Source organism: Streptomyces sp. NPDC001450, assembly GCF_053597295.1.
The window spans coordinates 145859-164434 of record NZ_JBSFHY010000018.1; the positions used below are offsets into that span (position 1 = coordinate 145859).

The 18576-nt window shown below is 70.0% G+C and carries 17 protein-coding genes and 1 tRNA gene; 6 read left to right on the plus strand and 12 right to left on the minus strand.

The annotated features are described in order from the left end of the window. The first annotated feature begins 79 nt into the window (after positions 1-79). Positions 80-976, plus strand: a complete 897-nt coding sequence (locus ACWC5O_RS21625; RefSeq protein WP_450588895.1) for a ketopantoate reductase family protein — start codon at positions 80-82, stop codon at positions 974-976. Positions 977-1060: 84 nt separating this feature from the next. After that, on the plus strand, positions 1061-1405 hold the full coding sequence (locus tag ACWC5O_RS21630; RefSeq protein WP_450588893.1) for a hypothetical protein: 345 nt from the start codon (positions 1061-1063) through the stop codon (positions 1403-1405). Between the two features lie 48 nt (positions 1406-1453). Here ACWC5O_RS21630 and ACWC5O_RS21635 read toward each other — a convergent pair. Further along, a tRNA-Val gene (locus tag ACWC5O_RS21635) sits at positions 1454-1528 on the minus strand. 183 nt (positions 1529-1711) lie between these two features. On the opposite strand from ACWC5O_RS21635, the gene ACWC5O_RS21640 reads away from it, so the two are divergent. Then, positions 1712-3088, plus strand: a complete 1377-nt coding sequence (locus ACWC5O_RS21640; RefSeq protein WP_450588891.1) for a hypothetical protein — start codon at positions 1712-1714, stop codon at positions 3086-3088. Between the two features lie 80 nt (positions 3089-3168). Continuing rightward, positions 3169-3708 carry a DUF4383 domain-containing protein gene (locus ACWC5O_RS21645; RefSeq protein ID WP_450588889.1) on the plus strand — a complete coding sequence of 180 codons (540 nt, stop codon included), beginning with the start codon at positions 3169-3171 and terminating at the stop codon, positions 3706-3708. Here ACWC5O_RS21645 and ACWC5O_RS21650 read toward each other — a convergent pair. The 3 genes from ACWC5O_RS21650 to ACWC5O_RS21660 form a co-directional block, all read right to left on the minus strand. Further along, the gene (locus ACWC5O_RS21650) at positions 3696-4796 is read right to left on the minus strand and encodes an amidase domain-containing protein (RefSeq protein WP_450589120.1); all 1101 of its coding nucleotides are present in this window, start codon (positions 4794-4796) and stop codon (positions 3696-3698) included. The two genes, ACWC5O_RS21645 and ACWC5O_RS21650, sit on opposite strands and share 13 nt — an antisense overlap. Before the next feature lie 186 nt (positions 4797-4982). Next, complete coding sequence (locus ACWC5O_RS21655) at positions 4983-6278, minus strand: hypothetical protein (protein ID WP_450588888.1); 1296 nt, start codon at positions 6276-6278, stop codon at positions 4983-4985. A gap of 53 nt (positions 6279-6331) precedes the next feature. Next, complete coding sequence (locus ACWC5O_RS21660) at positions 6332-8596, minus strand: transglycosylase domain-containing protein (protein WP_450588887.1); 2265 nt, start codon at positions 8594-8596, stop codon at positions 6332-6334. A 240-nt stretch (positions 8597-8836) separates the two neighbouring features. Here ACWC5O_RS21660 and ACWC5O_RS21665 point away from each other — a divergent pair, with 240 nt between their 5' ends. Continuing rightward, the gene (locus ACWC5O_RS21665; protein WP_450588886.1) at positions 8837-9058 is read left to right on the plus strand and encodes an FmdB family zinc ribbon protein; all 222 of its coding nucleotides are present in this window, start codon (positions 8837-8839) and stop codon (positions 9056-9058) included. 15 nt (positions 9059-9073) lie between these two features. Here ACWC5O_RS21665 and ACWC5O_RS21670 read toward each other — a convergent pair whose 3' ends face one another. From ACWC5O_RS21670 to ACWC5O_RS21680, 3 genes are read right to left on the minus strand one after another with little or no spacing between them, the layout of a single operon-like run. Next, entirely contained in the window at positions 9074-9886 is an 813-nt protein-coding gene (locus tag ACWC5O_RS21670; RefSeq protein ID WP_450588885.1) for an HAD family hydrolase, read from the minus strand. Next, a complete protein-coding gene (locus tag ACWC5O_RS21675; RefSeq protein WP_450588883.1) occupies positions 9886-12333 on the minus strand; it encodes a phosphoribosyltransferase in 2448 nt (815 codons plus the stop codon). Before ACWC5O_RS21675 ends, ACWC5O_RS21670 begins: the two co-directional genes overlap by 1 nt. 22 nt (positions 12334-12355) lie before the next feature. Then, positions 12356-13522 carry an HpcH/HpaI aldolase/citrate lyase family protein gene (locus ACWC5O_RS21680; RefSeq protein ID WP_450588882.1) on the minus strand — a complete coding sequence of 389 codons (1167 nt, stop codon included), beginning with the start codon at positions 13520-13522 and terminating at the stop codon, positions 12356-12358. A 176-nt stretch (positions 13523-13698) separates the two neighbouring features. Here ACWC5O_RS21680 and ACWC5O_RS21685 point away from each other — a divergent pair, with 176 nt between their 5' ends. Next, positions 13699-14496: a TerD family protein gene (locus tag ACWC5O_RS21685; RefSeq protein ID WP_450588880.1), complete on the plus strand. Its 798-nt coding sequence runs from the start codon at positions 13699-13701 to the stop codon at positions 14494-14496. A gap of 114 nt (positions 14497-14610) precedes the next feature. Here the strand turns inward: ACWC5O_RS21685 and ACWC5O_RS21690 are convergent, their stop codons facing one another. The 5 genes from ACWC5O_RS21690 to ACWC5O_RS21710 all read right to left on the minus strand — a co-directional run bounded on the left by ACWC5O_RS21690 (position 14611) and on the right by ACWC5O_RS21710 (position 18546). After that, the gene (locus tag ACWC5O_RS21690; RefSeq protein WP_450589118.1) at positions 14611-15345 is read right to left on the minus strand and encodes a TerD family protein; all 735 of its coding nucleotides are present in this window, start codon (positions 15343-15345) and stop codon (positions 14611-14613) included. Between the two features lie 147 nt (positions 15346-15492). Further along, complete coding sequence (locus tag ACWC5O_RS21695; protein ID WP_450588878.1) at positions 15493-16638, minus strand: DUF475 domain-containing protein; 1146 nt, start codon at positions 16636-16638, stop codon at positions 15493-15495. Positions 16639-16687: 49 nt separating this feature from the next. Next, a complete protein-coding gene (locus ACWC5O_RS21700; protein ID WP_450588876.1) occupies positions 16688-17266 on the minus strand; it encodes a TerD family protein in 579 nt (192 codons plus the stop codon). A 106-nt stretch (positions 17267-17372) separates the two neighbouring features. Continuing rightward, positions 17373-17948, minus strand: a complete 576-nt coding sequence (locus ACWC5O_RS21705) for a TerD family protein (protein WP_450588875.1) — start codon at positions 17946-17948, stop codon at positions 17373-17375. Positions 17949-18087: 139 nt separating this feature from the next. Continuing rightward, positions 18088-18546, minus strand: a complete 459-nt coding sequence (locus ACWC5O_RS21710) for a peroxiredoxin (RefSeq protein ID WP_390850520.1) — start codon at positions 18544-18546, stop codon at positions 18088-18090. Positions 18547-18576: the final 30 nt, after the last annotated feature.

Here is an 18576-nt window from a genome sequence, read left to right on the forward strand (position 1 = left end):
GCACGGCGCGCGCCCCTGCGAAGATCCCACCGAAGGCGGCCACCGAACCCCGGGGCCGACCGACGAGAGGAACATCCTCATGACGAAGCAGACCGTGGCGATCCTGGGCCCCGGCGGCACCGGCGGCCTCCTTGCCGCCCTCCTGTCCCGCTCCGGCCACCGCGTCATCTGCCTGGCCCGGCAGGCCACCGCCGACACCCTGCGCAGCACCGGAATCCAGGTCCGCAGCCGCAGGTTCGGCGACTTCACCGCACCCGTGGAGGCGGACACCGAGCTGCGCGAGCCGGTGGACGCCTGCGTGATCGCCGTGAAGCACACCACCCTGGACGCCGCCCTCACCAGCGTCCCGCCCGCCGCCCTCGGCGACGCGCTCGTCGTACCGCTCCTGAACGGCGTCGAACACCCCGCGGCCCTGCGCACCCGCTACCGCCCCGACCACGTGGCCCCCGCGGTGATCCGCGTGGAGTCGACCCGCCTGGCCCCCGGCGTGATCGAACACGGCAGCGACTTCGTGGACATGGACCTGACGGGCGACACGACCCCCCGCCCCCGCCTCGAAGCCCTGGCCGCCACCCTCTCCGGCGCGGGCGTGACCACCCGCGTACTCGAGGACGAGACGACGGCCCTCTGGTCGAAGATGTCCTTCCTGGCACCCTTCGCCCTGCTCACCACCCGCTACGGCCTCCCCCTCGGCGAGATCCGCACCCGTCACCGCGAGGAGCTGGAGACCCTGGTCGCCGAGACCACCGCGGTCAGCCACGCCTGCGGCGCCCCCACGGACCCGGCCCAGGCGCTGGCCCGGTACGACGCCTTCCCACCCGCCGCCAAGTCCTCCATGCAGCGCGACGCCGAGGCGGGCCGACCGCTCGAACTCGACGCCATCGGCGGGGCGTTGCTGCGCGCGGCGGACCGGCACGGGGTACCGGTGCCGGTGGCGGCCCGCCTGGTGCGGGAGCTGCGCGCCGCCGGCCACTGAGGCGGGGGGCGCGGGCACTACTCGTTCGCGTGAACCTCACAACCGAACTCGCCACCCAAAATCGAACAGGCGTAGCATTGCCGCGTGGCGACGACCTATGAATTCCCCAGTGACCTTCTCGCCGGTCAGGAGGAGCTGCATCAGGTCCGGGCCGAGCTGTCGGCCCTGCTCAAGCGGCTGCCCTGGTCGGTCGAGCCGATGGACGGCTTCAGCGACGACAACGGCTGGCGGAAGGTGGAGCGGCCCGCCTCCCCGGGCTGGACGGCGGACGAGCAGGCCGAGGTGGAGAAGCTGCGGCGCCGCGAGCACGAGCTGGCGGTGTTCGTCAGCGGCCACCGCTTCTGGTCCGAGGTCGCGGCGGCGGAGCGGGTCGAAGCGCGCACGAAGCTGAAGCACGCCCACGAAGAGGCGGCCGAGGACAAGGGGTGACACGAAAGCCCCCCGACCGGGACCGGTCGGGGGGCCTCTCGCTTCTTCTGGTGGGCGCGGACGGTTTCGAACCGCCGACATCCTGCTTGTAAGGCAGGCGCTCTACCCCTGAGCTACGCACCCGGGACAGTTCGACAGCCTACATGGCCCGGGGGGCTGCGCCGCAAACCGTATCCGGGGCCGGGGCGGCTCCCGCCCGGACGGAAAAGTGACGGTGCGCACGGCGAACTGACCGACCCGTGTTTTCGTCCTGAACGGGTGGGAGAATGACAGCACCCAGGGCGAACAACAGCACGGGAGAGGGATGTGACGGCGACACCGGGCACGCCGGCGACGAGGTCGTACCCTCCTTCGGGCGTCCCCTCGGCTCTGCGCGACACCCTCACCCTGATGAGCCTGCCGGTGCTCGCCGCGCTCGCGCTGCCCGCCGCGTTCGCCGGCGGCGGCACCCGGCGCTGGTTCGGCGGCCGCGCGGAAGGCCAGCGGGCCGAGGCGCAGGCCGCGAAGGACGCCGCGGCGGCCGCGTTCTACGAGCTGGACACGGCCCAGCGGGACCTCCGGATCTCCATCGAGACCATCTCGGCCGTCGACGACTCCCCCGCCGCCCGGCGCGCGGTGGCCGACTTCGCGGCGCTGGGCGGGCGGATCGACGAGGTCAGTCAGCGCTACATCCAGGCCGTGGACGCCCATGACCTGGACCGGGACGACCTGGAGGCCGCGGCGGCCGCCCGGGCGCGCGGCGAGCTGACCGCGGCCAAGGACGAACTGGTTCGGGTCAAGCAGGAGCTGGACCGTTTCGGCAGCTCGCTCGGGCCGCTGCTCGGCAAGGCCGAGACCCAGCTGGCCCGGCTCGCCCCGGCCGTGGAGCGGGCTCGGCAGGCGCTGCTGGGCGCGAGCAACGCGCTGGACGCCGTACGGGAGAAGGGCCTGCGGGCCGACGACCTCGCCGCGCGGCTCGCCGTGCTCTCGCCCGAGCTGACCAGGCTGAACCAGGGAGCCGGTCAGCACGGGGTGGCGCCGACCCTGGAGCGGGCCGAGCGGGTGCAGCGGGAGGCCGCGGCGATCCGGGCCGAGGCGGAGCGGCTGCCGGAGAAGGCGGCCGAGATCGACCACCGGCTGGTGAGCCTGCGCACGCGAGCGCAGGCTCTGACCACCCGGGCGGGCCAGGTGGACCCGGTGCTGAGCGAGCTGCGGCGGCGGTTCGCGGCCGCCTGCTGGCAGGACCTGCAGCAGGTGCCCACACAGGCCGCGGAGAACGTGCGGCAGGCCGAGCTGAAGCTGCGCGAGGCCCAGGCCGCCCGGGACGCCCAGCGCTGGCCGGACGCCACCTCGCTGCTGTCGACGGTACGGGCGCTGCTGAACACCACGGACGAGGCCGTGTCGGCCGCCGGTGACCGGCTGACCCGGCTGAACGCCGTGCAGAAGGACCCGGAGCAGGAGATCCAGCGGACCCGGTTCGCGATCCGGGACGCCCAGCGGCTGGCCATGACCGGCCGTACGACCCCGGATCCGCGGCACGCGCGGCCGCTGGACGACGCCGTGGCGCGGCTGGAGCGGGCGATCGGCACGCTGGAGGGCCGGCACCCCGACTACTGGCACTTCCTGACCGAGACGGAGGCCGTGCGGCAGACGGCGACCCGGGTGGTGGCGCAGATCCGGGAGGAGCGCGGCACCGGGCACTGAGCCGTTGCCGCCGAGCCGCGCCGGGCGGATATTGGGGAAAGGTACGTAGGGCCTCCGCCAGCACCGACAAGGAGGCGAAGATGGCCTCACACACCACGCACACGGGAGCGCGTAACCGGATCCGGTTCGACGACCATCTCCCCGTCGATCACCGCCTGAACACGGTCTACCGCATCGGCGCGGGCCTGATGGGCCTGTTCCTGCTCGCCTTCGGCGTTCTCGGCCTCACCGACAACATCGGCTTCTTCGACACCGGCGGGAACACCGCCATGGGCCTGAACACCAACGGCACGCTCAGCGTCCTGTCCGTCTGTGTCGGGCTGCTGCTCTTCGTCGGGATGGTGATCGGCGGGAACTTCGCGTCGACGCTGAACATGACGCTGGGCATCCTGTTCATCCTGAGCGGCTTCCTGAACCTGGCCCTGCTCGACGGCGACTACAACTTCCTGGCCTTCAGGATCCAGAACGTGCTGTTCAGCTTCGTGGTCGGCGTGTTGCTCATGGTGTTCGGGATGTACGGCAGGGTCGGCTCGACCCTGCCGCACGACAACCCGTACTGGCGGGCCCGCCACCCCGACGCGGGGCAGCGGACCGGTACGGCCGGGGATCAGGTGCGGTAGGCGTAGAAGGCCGCGCTGGGGTACGACGCGACGAGGCTCGCCACCGACCGGTTGTAGGTGTTGTTGGAGTGGTACGTCACGTACGGCACGCCCTGTCGGCTGCGGTAGGTGACGATCATGGAGTGGTCCTTGGACCCGTCCCGGTTGAAGTCCATCTGCAGCACGTCACCGATGTCCAGCTGGTACACGTTGGCCAGGCTGGTGACGCGCTTGGAGGACAGGGCGAACCAGGAGAACTCGTTGACTCCGACGAACGAGTCCGACTGGATGTCGGCGTTGCCGAACCACTTGTGGAAGTCGTTCGTGTAGCCGGGCACGTGCTTCCAGCCGCCCGCCTTCAGGGTCTGGCTGACGAAGTTGGTGCAGTCGCCGCCCGCACCCTGCCCGTTGTAGTCCGGGTAGTCCGGGTTGTAGTACTTCCAGTACTTGGTCGCGTACGCCACCATCGCCTTGTAGTCGTAGGCCCCGGTGGTGACGTTCTTCGGGTTGGCCGGCGCGGGCCACGAGGTGGCCGCGCGGGGCGCCTCGGGCGGGCCGTCGTCGGCGGGGCTGGCCTTCACCGAGGACGGCTTCGCGATCTGGTTCACCGCGAGGTAGCCGCCGTCCGTGTCGCGGACACCGGTCAGCTGCCAGTTGCCCTGCTGGTCGGCCTTGAAGGTCAGTTCGTGGTGGGCCTGGAAGCCGGTGGTCTTCGGCTCGGTGCCCTTGACCTTCGCGTAGGTCAGCGTCGTGGTCTCGGTGACGTCGGCCTTGGCCTGGCGGCCGGTCACCCGCGTCGCGTCCAGCGTGACGCGCGTGCTGGCCTTGCTGTACTTCTCGCCCAGCTTCGCGAGGCGGGACTGGCGGCCACGCAGTTCGGTCAGCGCGGAGTTCTCCTGGCGCGACTGCCCGGAGGACAGCTTGACGTCACCGGAGAAGGCGGCGGCCAGCGGCTTGGCCCGCTGCTGGTCACCCCGGTCCACCAGGGCGTCCGTGCGGTCCGTGAAGACCGCGTCGGCCAGCCGCTGGAAGGTCGCCTTGGTCGCGGCGTCCACCGTCGGGTCGTCCACGACCGCCGCACCCGCGCTCCAGTTGGGCACCAGGGCCACTCCGGCGACGACCGAGGCGGCCGCTACCGAGACTATGCCGGCGCGACGCCCCTTACGGCTCAGTTTTCTTGATTTCAATGATGTTCCCCTCTACACCGGCACACCGACCGGGCGAGGGCATCTTCGCATGACATGTGCGCCAGTTGTGAAGGGGGTTGCACAAGTGGAACTTGCGGCGCACGAAGGTCACTTGACCACCGAGGACCAGTCACGAGGCGACTGCGCAGGGTCAAGGGCGCGCAGCCGCTCCAGGGTCGCCGGCTTCTGCACGTCGAGCCAGTCGGAAAGCTCCTTGAAGGACACGCACTTGACGCCCTTCTTCGTGCACACGTTCTTGACGACCTGGTCGATGGCCTTCATGTAGATGCCGCCGTTCCAGTTCTCGAAGTGGTTGCCGATGAACAGCGGGGCCCGGCTGCCGTAGTACACGCGGTCGAAGCCCGCCATGTAGGTCTTGACGGTCTCCTGTTCCCACTGCGGGTAGTCGGCGGGGTTGCCCTCGGTCTCGCCGTCGGACTGGTTGGCGAGGAAGTTGAAGTCCATCGACAGGCCCTGGTAGTCGCCGCCCTCGTAGGGGAGCAGCTGGAGCGGGAAGTTCCAGACGCCGTTCTTCTTGGCGGGCCATATCTGGAAGTCGCCGGTGGAACTGGCGTCGTAGCGCCAGCCGTAGCCGTAGGCCTTGATGGCCTTCAGCAGGTTCTTCTGGCCCTCCAGGCAGGGCGCACGGCCGCCGGTGACCTCCTTCTTGAAGTCGAAGGGCAGCGCCGCGACGTCCTTGAAGCCGGTGTTGGTCTTCCAGTGCTCCACGATGTCGTAGAACTGGTCGATCTCGCTCTTCCACTCCTCGACGCTCCAGTCGCCGCCGCCCTTCTTCTCGCAGAAGTGGCCGTTGAAGTGGGTGCCGATCTCGTTGCCCTGGTCGTAGGCCTCGCGGAGCTGCTCCAGGGTGGTGCGTATGTGGTCGTCGGTGGCGTAGTCGATCGCGGCGTCGCCCGGGTTGTGCTGCGGGCCGTGGTAGAGGGTCTTCTTGCTCTTGGGCAGCAGGTAGATGCCCGTGAGGAAGAAGGTCATGTGGGCGTCGTAGTCCTCGGCCAGCTGCCGGTAGTGCGAGAAGAGATGGTCGCTGCCCTCCAGGGCGCCGTCCCAGGAGAAGACGACGAACTGGGGAGGCTTCTCACCGGGCTTGAGCGGCTTGGGTACCAATTGTCCTTTCTGGGGGCCGGTGTAGGAGGTGGAGCCGTCACCGATGATCTTCGTCTTGCCGTCCCACGCGGGCGTCTTGCCGGGCTTCGGCGCGGCGGTTCGGGGGGTGTCCTTGCTGGAGGCGGTGGGCGCGGTGTTGTCCCGGTGGTTGAGCACCAGGTAGCCCGCGATCGCCGAGGCGACGGCGAGGAGGGCGGCCAGGGTCCGCATCCCGAGGCCGACGGGACGGGGACGGTCTTTGGCCCGGCGGCGACGGCCGGTCGGCGGCTTCTTGTTCATGCGTCGGCTCATTCTGGTGCGAGGGGAGGGGGGTCGGCGCGGGGCCTCGGGGGTCAGCCGAGGCCCGTGGCGTGCGCCCAGATGCCGTACGGGACGTTGACGCCGTCGGTGGTGGTTCCGGCGAGCCCGTCGAGCGACAGGGGTTCCAGGGACTTGGTCAGGTCGATGCGGTAGACGACGACGGAGGTGGACACGGACGCGGAGGTGCCGACGTACCAGGCGGCGCTGTCGTCGTCGGTGGTGCCGGCCTTGCCCGACACCTGGGCCGACGGGGGTCCCCCCGCTCGAGCGGAGCCGGGAGCGGGGGAGGTCGGGTGGGCGACGCGGAAGGACTCCGTCAGCGCTTGCTCGACCTTTTCGGCGACGTCCGCGCCGACCGCCCGCTGCGGGCGTGGGGTGGCCATGAGCACCTGGGTGCCGTTGCGGGTGATGCGGCGCACCGAGTACGGCTCGGTGTGCGTGCCGGAGGCGGCGAAGGTGGCGTATCCGCTCGCCATCCGGATCGCGCTGGGTGTGGAGTTGCCCATCGACAGTGCGGGCACCTGCGGACCCATGCTGGAGGAGAGCAGGCCCGCCGCCACCGCGGTCTCGCTCACCTTGTCCAGGCCCGTGTCCATGCCGAGCTGCATGAAGGGCGTGTTCACCGACTGGGCGAGGGCCTCGCCCAGGGTGATCTGCCCGTAGGACTTCCCGCCGTCGTTCTTGGCGGCGACCTTCTTGCCGCTGCGGTCCCAGTAGGGACCTTCGGGCGTGGTGACGGCGATGCCGTTGTCGCCGTCGTAGACGGTCTCGGGCGTGACGGGTGTCGCGGGTCCGCCGCGGGTCTTGTGGACTCCGTGCTGCAGACCGGCGGCGTAGACGAACGGCAGGAACGCCGAGCCGGCCTTGACGGTGGTCGCGTTGGACTCGTTGTAGCCCTGCTTGCGGTGGTCGGGGCCGCCGTAGACGGCGAGGATCCGGCCGTCGGTGGCGACCGAGGCGGCGCCGTAGTGGGCGGTCCTCGCCTGCTCGGGGTGGTCCTTCCGCGCCTGCTGACGGGCCTTGGTCACGGCGTCGGTCAGCGCGGTCTCCCGTTTGCGGTCGAAGGTCGTGTAGATCTGGTAGCCGCCGAGGTCGAAGTCCCGGTCGGAGATGTGGGCGGCCTTCTTGGCGTACTGCTGGGCCAGCTCCACCAGGTAGTCGCTCTGCTTGCCGGTGTCGTAGACGCGGCCCGACTTGAGCGGCTCGGGGAAGGTCTTGTACTTGGCCCGCTCGGCCGGCGTCAGCTTGCCGATGTCGACCATCCGGTCCAGGATCCAGGACCAGCGCTCGACGGCCCGCTTGTGGTTGGCCTCGCTGAGAGTGGGGTCGTAGAGCGCGGCGCCCTTCAGCATGGAGGCGAGCACCGCCGCCTCGCCGGCGTTGAGCCGGCTGACGTCCTTGCCGTAGTAGGCCTGGGAGGCGCGCTGGATCCCGTAGGTGCCGCGGCCGAACCAGCTGGTGTTGAGGTAGCCCTCCAGGATCTCGTCCTTGCTCATCTTGTTGTCGAGCTTGAGGGAGATCATCGCCTCGGTGAACTTGCGGCTGAAGGTCTGGTTCTGGTTCAGGTAGACGTTCTTGACGTACTGCTGGGTGATGGTGGAACCACCCTCGGTGTCCCCCTCTCCGACGGTGCGCCACAGGGCGCGGGTAATGCCTTTGACGGAAATACCGGGATCCGAGTAGAAGCTCGCGTTCTCCGCGGCGAGCACCGCCCAGCGGACCTGCTCGGGTATGTCCTTGAGAGGCATGTTCTGGCGCCGCACCCAGCCGGTGCGGGCCATCGGCGTCCCGTCGGACCAGAAGTAGACGTTGTCCTGCTGGGTGGCGAAGGAGTTGAGGTTCTTCGGTATGTCCGTCATCTCGTAGGCGATGAACAGGGACAGGCTGATCACGGCGAAGCCGGACAGCACGGCGCCGAGCCACTGGCGCCAGGAGGGTATCCAGCGGCGCCAGCCTATTCGGCCGGGGCGCGGGTACAGCGGCCTGAGGCGACGGGCGTACGGCGCGAGCGGCGCGAGCCTGGGACCCGCGGCGGCACGCAGCCGGGCGAGGGCGGACGCGCCGGCGGTGGTGAGGCGGGCGCGCGCCGGGAGGCGGGCGCTGCGCCGCCGGTCAGCACGGCCGCCGGTGGCGGGAGACTCCGGCGGCGGGGGCACACGCAGCTGCATGGTGACGTCCGCACGGAGGGCGTCGACCTTCAGATGCAGAGTGGCGTCCGTCTCCTGCGGCTGCCGCTCCCCGGGCCGGGCGCTCTCGTCGTCCCCGTTGCCCTCCGGCCGCTGCCATGACTTGGCCAAGGCTGCGTCTCCCCTCGCACTGGTCCTTGCGCGCGCGGTTCAGACTCAGCAAGGTGGACACCGCCGCAAAGGTCTTCGCGGCACGGTGAGCCCCCCTTTTCCCCCGGTCTTACGGCTCCTCGCGGCTCAGCTAAGTTATCAGCGATCTTTTCAAAACCTCCGCACAAGTTTCGGGCAGAAGCGAACACTCATAAAACTTTGAGGTGCTGTGACAAGCACCACTCCGGTTAACCTGTGCGCATGCCTCGCTATGAGTACCGCTGCCGTACCTGCGGCGACACCTTCGAACTGAGCCGTCCGATGGCGGAGTCCGGCGCGCCCGCCGCCTGCCCCGCGGGCCACGACGACACGGTCAAGCTGCTGTCGACGGTGGCCGTGGGCGGCTCGTCCGCCGCGCCGGCCCCGGCGCCCCGGGCGGGCGGGGGCGGGGGCGGCTGCTGCGGCGGAGGCTGCTGCGGCTGACGCCGGCCGTGCGGGTCAGGCCCTCGGGTGGGAGGCCCGCAGGAACTCGCGTACGATCCGCTCCCCGGCCAGCACCCCCCGCTCGGGGAGCGCGCTAATCTCAGGTGCGCACCAGCCGCTGTCGGCCAGTTCGCCGTGGCCGGGGCGCCAGCCCCGGTCGGCGGCCAGCAGCAGGTCGGCGTCGAGCAGGGAGTCCCCGGCGGCCAGGGTGAGGTGGGCGCCGGTGCGCCGGGCGACCTCGCGCACGGCCGCGCTCTTGGTGAGCGGCTTGGGGACGGCGTAGATCTTGCGGCCCTGGAGCGAGACCGTCCAGCCCCGGTTCTCCGCCCAGGCCGCCAGCTCCTTCACCCACTCCTCGGGCAGCAGCTCGCGTTCCACGACGAGATAGGCGAACAGGTCCTCGGCGACCCGGTGCTTGCGCAGCCACGCGGGGTCGGCGGAGGTCATCAGGTGCTCGCCGACCTCCTCCAGCGGCGCGCACTCGTCGGCGAGCCTGGCCAGCACCTGTGCGTGCCAGTCCCGGTCCGTCACGCCGTCGACCAGCAGATGCCCGCCGTTCGCGCAGATCGCGTACGCCGGCTGCGGGCCGGGCAGGTTGATGCGCTGGTACTGCTTGCGGGTGCGGGTCGTGGTCGGCACGAAGACGGCCGTGTCACCGAGGTCGGTCAGCAACTGGGCGGCCGTCTCGGTCATGTAGGACAGCGGCCTGCTCTCGTGGACCTCGACGCACAGCAGCCGGGGCGCCCGCGCGTCCGGCATGGTCAGCGCGAGGGCCGCCGAGGAGTAGATCAGCGTACGGTCGAGATCGCTCGCCACCAGCACCGGCATCAGACGTTCACCGCCTTGCCGTCGGCGCCCGTGGCGCCCCGGGTGTACTTGGGGTGGATCAGCCCCACGCAGGTGTACGGCAACTCGCCGACCTCCTCCACCGGGACCCCTCTCTGCTCGGCCAGCAGCCGCACGTGGTCCAGGTCGGCGCCCGCGCCGGCCTTGGCCAGGATCTTCCACGGCACCCGGCGCAGCAGCACCCGGGTGGTCTCGCCGACGCCGGGCTTGACCAGGTTGACGTCGTGGATGCCGTACTCCTCACTGATCCGCTCGACGGCCCGCCAGCCCTCCCAGGTCGGGGTGCGGTCCTCGGCCATCACCTCCTTGGCCGCCGCGTCGACGGTGTCGGCGACCTCGGGGAAGCGGGCGGAGACGGCGTCGAGGAAGGCCACGGAGACGTCGGCGCCGGCGAGTTCGCGGTAGAACTTCGCGCCGTGGAAGTCGTCCGGGCCGACCAGGTCCGCGCGCAGGACCGTACGGGAGATCAGACCGGACACGGTCGAGTTGAGGCAGGCGGACGGGATGAGGAAGTCCTCGCGGGTGCCGTAGGTGCGCACGCACGAGCCCGGGTCGGCGAGTACGGCGATCTCCGGGTCGAAGCCGGTGATGCCCTCCTTGTCCTCGAACTCCTCGATGGCCTGGGCGAGTTCGCGGGTGATCGCGCCCTTGCCGGTCCAGCCGTCGACGAAGACGACGTCCCGCGGGTCGTGGTGGGCGGCGAGCCAGCGCAGGGCGTTGGCGTCGATACCGCGGCCGCGGACGATCGACACGGCGTAGTGCGGGAGTTCCAGGCCGTGCCGGAACCGGGCCCAGCGGCGCATGAGCACGCCGACCGGGGTGCCGGCGCGGGCCAGGGAGACCAGCACCGGGCGGGGCGACCGCTCGGCCATGACGGTCTCGGTCACGACACCGACGGCCTGGGCGATCCGGGCGGCGGAGGCGTCCAGGGCGCTGTGGAACAGCTCCTGGTACTGCTCGCTGGGCTGGTACTCGACCGGCAGCGACTCGGCGTAGTGGGCGCCGCCGCTCTGGATGGCCTCCTCGCGCTCCTCGGTCGGCGCCTCCAGGGTCACGTCCGAGAGGTCCTGCAGCAGCCAGCCGACCTCTTCGGGGGCGTACGAGGAGAAGGCGGGGCCGCGGAGGGGCTCGGGCAGCATGGCCGGCCTTTCGGGGGAGGAGAGGGGCTCGGGGACGTACGAGGGGACGACCGCGAGCAGGACGTGCGGGGTGTGGGCGGCGAGGCGGGCCGCCAGACCGTCGGGGGCGTGCAGTGCGGGGGTGTCGGCGACCGAGTCGACCACGGCGACGACGGCGTCGAAGCCGGCACCGGCCACGTTGTAGGCGTACCGCTCGCCGGGGCCGTCGGCCGGGTCGTCGTGGGCGGGGAAGACCAGGCGGGTGCGTATCGCGTAGCCGGGGTCGTCGACCGCGAGGACGGGCGAGCGGGTGGTGGTGGAGAACCGCACCTCGGCGAGGATCACCTGCTCCAGCTCGCGGGCGATCCGCAGCGGGGCGTACATCAGCTCCTCGAAGCCGAGCACCAGCACCCGCCGGGCATCGGCGGGCAGCGCCTCGGCGACCCGCGCGGCCATGGCGGGCAGATCGGCCTCCAGCCGGGCCCGGTGGGCGGGGGTGAACCCGTGCCGGCCACCGTCGGGCAGGCCGGGGGGCCAGTGGAGGTCGACGCGGGTGATCCGGCCGTACGACGGCTCGGGCGCCTCCTGGGCGGGCTCGTGCCGGGCGACCAGCTGCTGCCCCTTCTCCAGCACCCCCTCCGGCAGCCGTACGGTCCCGGTCGCGGCCGCGACGAGGTCCACCCGGGCGCCGATCTCGGTGGCGAACCGCTCCAGGCGGGCAGAGTCCTCAGCAGAACGCATATCGACCAGGGCCACCACCACATACCGCCGCCGCGGATAACGTTCATGCAGGTCACGGATGGTGTTGAGCACCGTGTTCCCGGTGGAGAACTCGTCGTCGACCAGCACCAGCGCCCCATCTCCGGCCAGGAGCCCCGCGTCCTCGGGGAGCAGCAGGTGGGAGGTGGCGTGGGAGTGGGACTCCTCGAAGCCGCCCGCCCGGGCGACCCCGGCCACCGGGCGGCGCGTGGAGTGCAGGTACGGGGCGAGGCCGAGGCCGTCGGCGACCGAGTGGCCGAGGCCGGTGGCGGTCTCCGCGTAGCCGAGGACGACCGCCGAGGCGGCCTCCGTCTCGCCGAGCAGCTCGCGGACCCGGCGGCCGAGGCGGAAGCCGTGACCGTAGACCACGGACGGCGACTGCGGTACGTGCTTGCCGAGCACGTGGGAGACCAGCAGGTGGGCCCGCTTGGGGTTGCGGCGCAGCGCCAGGCCGAGCAGGGCCTGGAGCCCGTCGTCGCCCTCGAGTCCGACTCCGAGCCGCTCGGCGACCCAGGTGCCGGACCAGACCCCGTCGTTCACTGCGTTCTTCATGCGTTCCTTGGGTTGAAGAGGGTCAGCCGGGTATCCCGGCGGCGAGCAGCTCCACGAAGCCGACGTCCTCGCGTGCGACGCCGAAGACCTCGGCGCGCAGCAGGGTCCGCTCGGCCCAGGCGCGGTGCGGTTTCACTTCATTCATCTTGTTCGTGTAGGCCGACCGGAGTACACCCCCGCCGCCGCGTTCCGGCCGCAGGATGTCCTGGGCGTCGCTGAACTCCTCGTGACTGACCACGGACAGTGCGTGCACGGGGAGCACGTGGGAGGGGTGGATGCAGGTCTTGCCGAGCAGGCCGTTGGCCTGGTCGAGGGAGATCTCGCGCAGCAGGCCGTCCATCGCGTGCTCGATGAGCTTCTCGCGCAGCTCGACCGCCTGGACCTCCAGGAAGGGGCTCTGCCGCAGCTGGGGCTTGAACATGCGCTCGGGGACCCGGAAGTACTCCCAGACCGGTCCGGTCACGGTGAAGCCGGTGCCGTCCGCCCGGCCGAGCATGTTGACCACGTCGGCGATCACGGAGGCGACGACCTGGACGTCGTAGGCGGTCATGTCGGGGGCCCGGCGCAGGCCGTAGGAGGAGCAGAAGTCGGTGACGCCGAGGCGCAGGGCCAGCACGCGGTCGCGGAACTTGTCGACCGCGCGGGCGATGCCCTCCAGGGTGTCCACCCGGGACTCGCGGTACAGCAGCTCGGGCGACTCCAGGACGGGCATGGCGAACAGCCGGCGCCCGCTCTCGGCCTCGGCGGCGGCCAGGGCCTCCAGGAACGGGAGGCCGCGCTCCTCGGTGAACTTCGGCATGACGAACCCGGACAGCAGCCGCGCGGAAGCGCCGAGGCGTCGTACGAGGTCGGGAATCTGCTCGGGGGTGCGCACCCGGATGAAGAGCAGGGGTGGTTCCACTTCCGCGCGGGAGTCGAGGTCGGCGAACTGCCGGACGAGGTTCTCCTCGCCGGCCACGACGTCCGCGTCGTCGATCGAGTCCTCCAGGCACAGCACCATCGAGACCACGCCGTTGCCGGCCTGCCTGACGATGTCGTCGGCGAGCCGCGGCCGGGTTGCCGGGCTGTACAGCGTGGCGCCCAGGGCCGCGGAGAGCAGCCGGGCCGGGGAGCCGGCGGTGAACGCGCACGGCTCCTGGTGGAAGAGGCGCTGTCGCACCTCGGGGGCAATGTGCCCGAAATGACGCATATGACTCCTCGGTGCGCGCAAGCCGAGCTTGTGATTCGGTAAAGGGTGGCCGGTAATAGTACGTAGGGATCCATGTCGGAGGTTCCCCTCGGGCATGAATTTCCGGTAACTCCCCCGTGTCGGCGGCAACACCCCCCGCATTGTCGTGGCCAGGACCAAGAAGGCAGGATGACCGCATGACGCACGCGATGCTGAAGGGGTCGAACGTCCCGCTCGAAGCCACCACGGTGCGCGCCGTGGTGCGCTGGACGCCCGGGCAGGGCGTCCCGGACGTGGACGCCTCGGCGCTGCTGCTGGGCACCGACGGCCGCGTGCGCTCCGACGAGGACTTCGTCTTCTACAACCAGCCCCGGCACCCCTCGGGCAAGGTCTGGCGGCTGGGCAAGAAGCGGATCACCGAGGGCCTGACCGACACCATCCAGTCAGATCTGTCCGGCGTCGAGGCCGGCGTCGGCCGCATCCTGCTGGTCGCCTCCGCGGACGGCGAGTCCTTCGACCGCGTCCCGTCCCTGAGCATCGTGCTGTACGACGCCGCCGTCGTCGACGGCGAGCCGCTGGCCCACTTCGAGATCAAGCCGGAGACGGGCGCGGAGACCGCCATGATCTGCGGCGAGCTGTACCGGCGCGGCGAGGGCTGGAAGTTCCGCGCGCTGGGCGAGGGCTACTCGAACGGCCTGAAGGGCCTGGCCACGGACTTCGGCATCTCGGTGGACGAGTCGGAGCCGGAGGAGGAGGCGCACCAGCCCCTGCCCGAAACCACGTCCCAGCCCCTGCCCCCCGAGCAGCCGACGACGGTCCCGCCCCAGTCTGCGTACGGCTACCCGCAGCCCACGTCACCCCAGCAGCCGGCTTACGGTTACCCCCAGCCGACGTCACCGCAGCAGCCTGCCTACGGCTATCCCCAGCCGGCCCTGACAGCCCCGGACCCGAACTTCAACCTGCCCCCTCAGGGGCCACAATTCATCGGCCGCTAGGGGACGGCCGACCCAGGGGCGCGGGGAACTGCGCGAGAAACCACGACGGACCCGCACCCGCCTCCGCACCAGGCGCCCCGAGTTCCTGGGCGGACCGGCCGAGCCGGCGCGGCGTCACTTCTCCACTTTGGACTTGTACCCGCGCCCCCACGTCAGCCCCCACCCGTACAACCGGTCCAGCTCCCCCTGGAACCCGTACACGAACTTCACCTCGCGCCGGACGACCAGCTCCCCCTTCACGTTCTCGATCATCACGACCGCACATGACCGGGCCTGGGGATGCCGCTCGTCCAGGCCTATCTCGATACGAGGCCCATTGCTCGGGTAAAGAGTCACGATCGCGTGCGTCCGGTCGAACGCGGGCGTCTGGTCGTAGATGTACACGAAGACCAGCAGCTTCTTGATCGCGTCCCGGTGGTCCAGGTTGACGTACATCGTCTCGCCGGACGCCGACCCGAACCGGTCGTCCCCGCTGAGCTTGATGTACGGCGGTGCGTTGACATCGCCGAGGTAGCCGCCGAGCGGCTGGACGACCCCCTTGGTGCCGTCGGTCAGCTCGTACAGACAGCCAAGGTCGAGGTCGACGTTGACCATGCTCTGCCCGTGCCCGAGCACCTCCGGCGGCTTGAGTGCCTTGAAGGGGTGCCGGAAGAGGCTGGTGCGCTGGTTGCTGTCGAAGTCGGAGGTCCGCATCCGCCAGGTCAGGTTGATGCGCAGATGGCCGGTGGCCGCGTCCTGCTTGGTCAGCGACACCTGGTGGTGCCGCCTGGTCAGCTCGATCGCGTTGCTCGCCGCGCTGCCCGAGTCGAACTCGGCCCGGCCGCCCCGCAGCCCGTCGAAGAACCCCATTCCCGCCCCCACGTACTCGTCCCGAACGCCGTCGGGGCGGCCGACCACGTCGGCCGCCCCGAACAGAGCGTTCCTCACCGGACGGGATGCCACACCCCGTCACGTCCCTGATCTTGCCCGTAGGGGGCGCTCAGGGGTCGCCGGACGTCAGACTCCGGACGGGATCTCGGCCTTCTCGTCCGAACCCGCTTCCCCCTCCGCGGCCGCCAGTGTGCGGTTGCGGCGGACGGAGGACCAGAAGGACCAGGCGATCAGGACGACGCCGACGAGACCGGTGACGACCTCGTTGATCTCGTACTGGATGGTGACCATGAGGATCACGGCCAGGGCGCCGATCGCGTAGTGGGCGCCGTGCTCCAGGTAGACGTAGTCGTCGAGGGTGCCCTGGCGGACCAGGTAGACCGTCAGCGAACGGACGTACATCGCGCCGATGCCGAGGCCCAGCGCCATCAGGACGATGTCGTTGGTGATGGCGAAGGCGCCGATCACACCGTCGAAGGAGAAGGAGGCGTCCAGGACCTCGAGGTAGAGGAACATGAAGAACGCGGCCTGGCCGGCCAGGACCACGGGGGACCGTTTCTTCCCGGTGCGGGCGGCCTCTTCCTCCTCCTCGTGCTCGCGCTCCTCCTCTTCCTCCAGCTTGTCCTCGAAGTAGCCGGAGAGACCGCCGACGATCATGTACGTGATCAGGCCGGCGACGCCGGCGATCAGGACCGTCTGCGCCTTGTCGACGTGGGCGCCGCCGTGCTGGTGGGCGTGGGTGGCGAAGGTGAAGGAGGTGATGAGCAGGACGATCAGGGAGATGCAGACCGACAGCATGTCGACCTTGCCGAGCTTGGCCAGGGGCCGCTCGATCCAGCGCAGCCACTGGATGTCCCGGTCCTCGAAGATGAAGTCGAGGAAGATCATCAGCAGGAACATGCCACCGAAGGCCGCGATCGCCGGGTGGGCGTCCGTGACCAGCTCCTGGTAGCGGTCCTTGTTGTTGAGAGCGAGGTCGACGGCCTCGATCGGGCCCATCTTGGCGCTGATCGCGACGATGACGACGGGGAAGACCAGCCGCATGCCGAAGACCGCGATGAGGACGCCGACCGTGAGGAAGATCTTCTGCCAGAAGGCGTTCATCTTCTTCAGGATTCCGGCGTTGACCACCGCGTTGTCGAATGAGAGCGAGATCTCCAGGACGGAGAGGATCGCCACGATGCCGAAGGCCTCCCACCCCCCGTAGAAGACCGCAGCGACCAGGCCGACCGCGGTCACCGCGAACGACCAGCCGAAGGTTTTCAGAAGCACTGGCTACCCCATCGTGTTGGTACGGGTCTCCCCCGCGCCGTACTCAGCTTTACGAAACGTTGACTCCGAAGTCTAGAGCGATGCCGCGCAGCCCGGACGCGTACCCCTGGCCCACCGCACGGAACTTCCATTCGCCCTGGTACCGGTACAGCTCGCCGAAGATCATGGCGGTTTCGGTGGAGGCGTCCTCGCTGAGGTCGTAGCGGGCCAGCTCCTGGCCGTCGGCCTGGTTGACCACGCGGATGAAGGCGTTGGAGACCTGTCCGAAGGTCTGGCCGCGCTCGTCGGCCAGGTGGATCGAGACGGGGAAGATGATCTTCTCGCACTGGAGCGGGACCTTGGTCAGGTCCACCAGGATCGACTCGTCGTCGCCCTCGCCCTCACCGGTGAGGTTGTCACCGGTGTGCTCGACCGAGCCGTCGGGGCTCGTGAGCTGGTTGTAGAACACGAACCAGTCGTCGCCCAGCACCCGGTTCCCGGCGCCGCACAGCAGGGCGCTGGCGTCCAGGTCGAAGGGGGCACCCGTGGTGGAGCGCGCGTCCCAGCCGAGCCCGATCATGACGTTGGTGAGGTTCGGTGCGGCCTTGGAGAGGGAGACGTTGCCTCCCTTGGCGAGCGTGACGCCCATGATGCTGGTCCTCCCCTTGTGGTGCTTCCCTGGTTGTCCTGCGCGTCCGGCGCCGCCCGTAAACGGTGCGGCGCCGGACGGTATGGGCGTTGGAACCCTGCTGGGATCAGACGTTGACGCCGAAGTCCTGGGCGATGCCGCGCAGGCCGGAGGCGTAGCCCTGGCCGATGGCACGGAACTTCCACTCCGCGCCGTGCCGGTACAGCTCGCCGAAGACCATGGCGGTCTCGGTCGAGGCGTCCTCGCTCAGGTCGTAGCGGGCGATCTCCTGCCCGCCCGCCTGGTTGACGACGCGGATGAACGCGTTGCGGACCTGGCCGAAGGACTGCTGGCGGTTCTCGGCGTCGTAGATCGACACCGGGAAGACGATCTTGTCGACATCGGCCGGGACGCCGGCCAGGTTGACCTTGATCTGTTCGTCGTCGCCCTCGCCCTCACCGGTGAGGTTGTCACCGGTGTGCTCCACGGAGCCGTCGGGGCTCTTGAGGTTGTTGAAGAAGACGAAGTGCTGGTCGCTCGCGACCTTGCCGGAGTTGTTCAGCAGCAGCGCGCTGGCGTCGAGGTCGAAGTCGGTGCCGGTCGTGGTGCGCACGTCCCACCCCAGACCGACGATGACGGCGGTCAGGCCCGGGGCCTCCTTCGTCAGCGATACGTTGCCGCCCTTGCTGAGGCTGACTCCCACGAGTCCTCCATGTGGTGTCCAGGGGCGGGGAGCCCCGTCGTGCTCGGATATGGGATCAACGTGCCGATCCTAGTGACGGGTTCCCGCCCCCCGCAGACCCTGGACCCGATGACTCACAGGTGTCGGCCCCGAGGCCGGATCACAGGGTGTCGAGCGCCTTCACGTACTCGTTCAGGTCGCGCGCGTCCGGCAGGCCGTTGATCACGGTCCACCGCACGACGCCCTCCTTGTCGATGATGAAGGTGCCGCGGACGGCGCAGCCCTTGTCCTCGTCGAAGACGCCGTAGGCACGCGAGACGTTGCCGTGCGGCCAGAAGTCGCTGAGCAGCGGGTACTCCAGGCCCTCCTGCTCGGCGAAGACACGCAGGGTGTGGATGGAGTCGTTGGAGACGGCGAGCAGCTGGGTGTCGCGGTCCGAGAACTGCGGCAGGTTGTCGCGCAGCTCGCACAGCTCGCCGGTGCACACGCCGGTGAAGGCGAACGGGTAGAAGAGCACCACCACGTTCTTCTCGCCGCGGAAGTCGGAGAGCTTCACGGTGCGGCCGTGGTTGTCCTTGAGCTCGAAGTCGGGCGCCTTGTCGCCGACCTGGATCGCCATCGTCAGTGCTTCCCTTCGGTGGGCTGATCG

Excerpts from the sequence above, each read along its gene's own strand:
- ACWC5O_RS21645 (WP_450588889.1), top strand. The coding sequence starts at position 3,169 with ATGGCCTCACACACCACGCACACGGGAGCGCGTAACCGGATCCGGTTC.
- ACWC5O_RS21665 (WP_450588886.1), top strand. The coding sequence starts at position 8,837 with ATGCCTCGCTATGAGTACCGCTGCCGTACCTGCGGCGACACCTTCGAA.
- ACWC5O_RS21680 (WP_450588882.1), bottom strand. The coding sequence starts at position 13,522 with ATGCGTCATTTCGGGCACATTGCCCCCGAGGTGCGACAGCGCCTCTTC.
- ACWC5O_RS21670 (WP_450588885.1), bottom strand. The coding sequence starts at position 9,886 with ATGCCGGTGCTGGTGGCGAGCGATCTCGACCGTACGCTGATCTACTCC.
- ACWC5O_RS21655 (WP_450588888.1), bottom strand. The coding sequence starts at position 6,278 with ATGAACAAGAAGCCGCCGACCGGCCGTCGCCGCCGGGCCAAAGACCGT.
- ACWC5O_RS21690 (WP_450589118.1), bottom strand. The coding sequence starts at position 15,345 with ATGGGGTTCTTCGACGGGCTGCGGGGCGGCCGGGCCGAGTTCGACTCG.
- ACWC5O_RS21625 (WP_450588895.1), top strand. The coding sequence starts at position 80 with ATGACGAAGCAGACCGTGGCGATCCTGGGCCCCGGCGGCACCGGCGGC.
- ACWC5O_RS21710 (WP_390850520.1), bottom strand. The coding sequence starts at position 18,546 with ATGGCGATCCAGGTCGGCGACAAGGCGCCCGACTTCGAGCTCAAGGAC.
- ACWC5O_RS21675 (WP_450588883.1), bottom strand. The coding sequence starts at position 12,333 with ATGAAGAACGCAGTGAACGACGGGGTCTGGTCCGGCACCTGGGTCGCC.
- ACWC5O_RS21685 (WP_450588880.1), top strand. The coding sequence starts at position 13,699 with ATGACGCACGCGATGCTGAAGGGGTCGAACGTCCCGCTCGAAGCCACC.
- ACWC5O_RS21700 (WP_450588876.1), bottom strand. The coding sequence starts at position 17,266 with ATGGGCGTCACGCTCGCCAAGGGAGGCAACGTCTCCCTCTCCAAGGCC.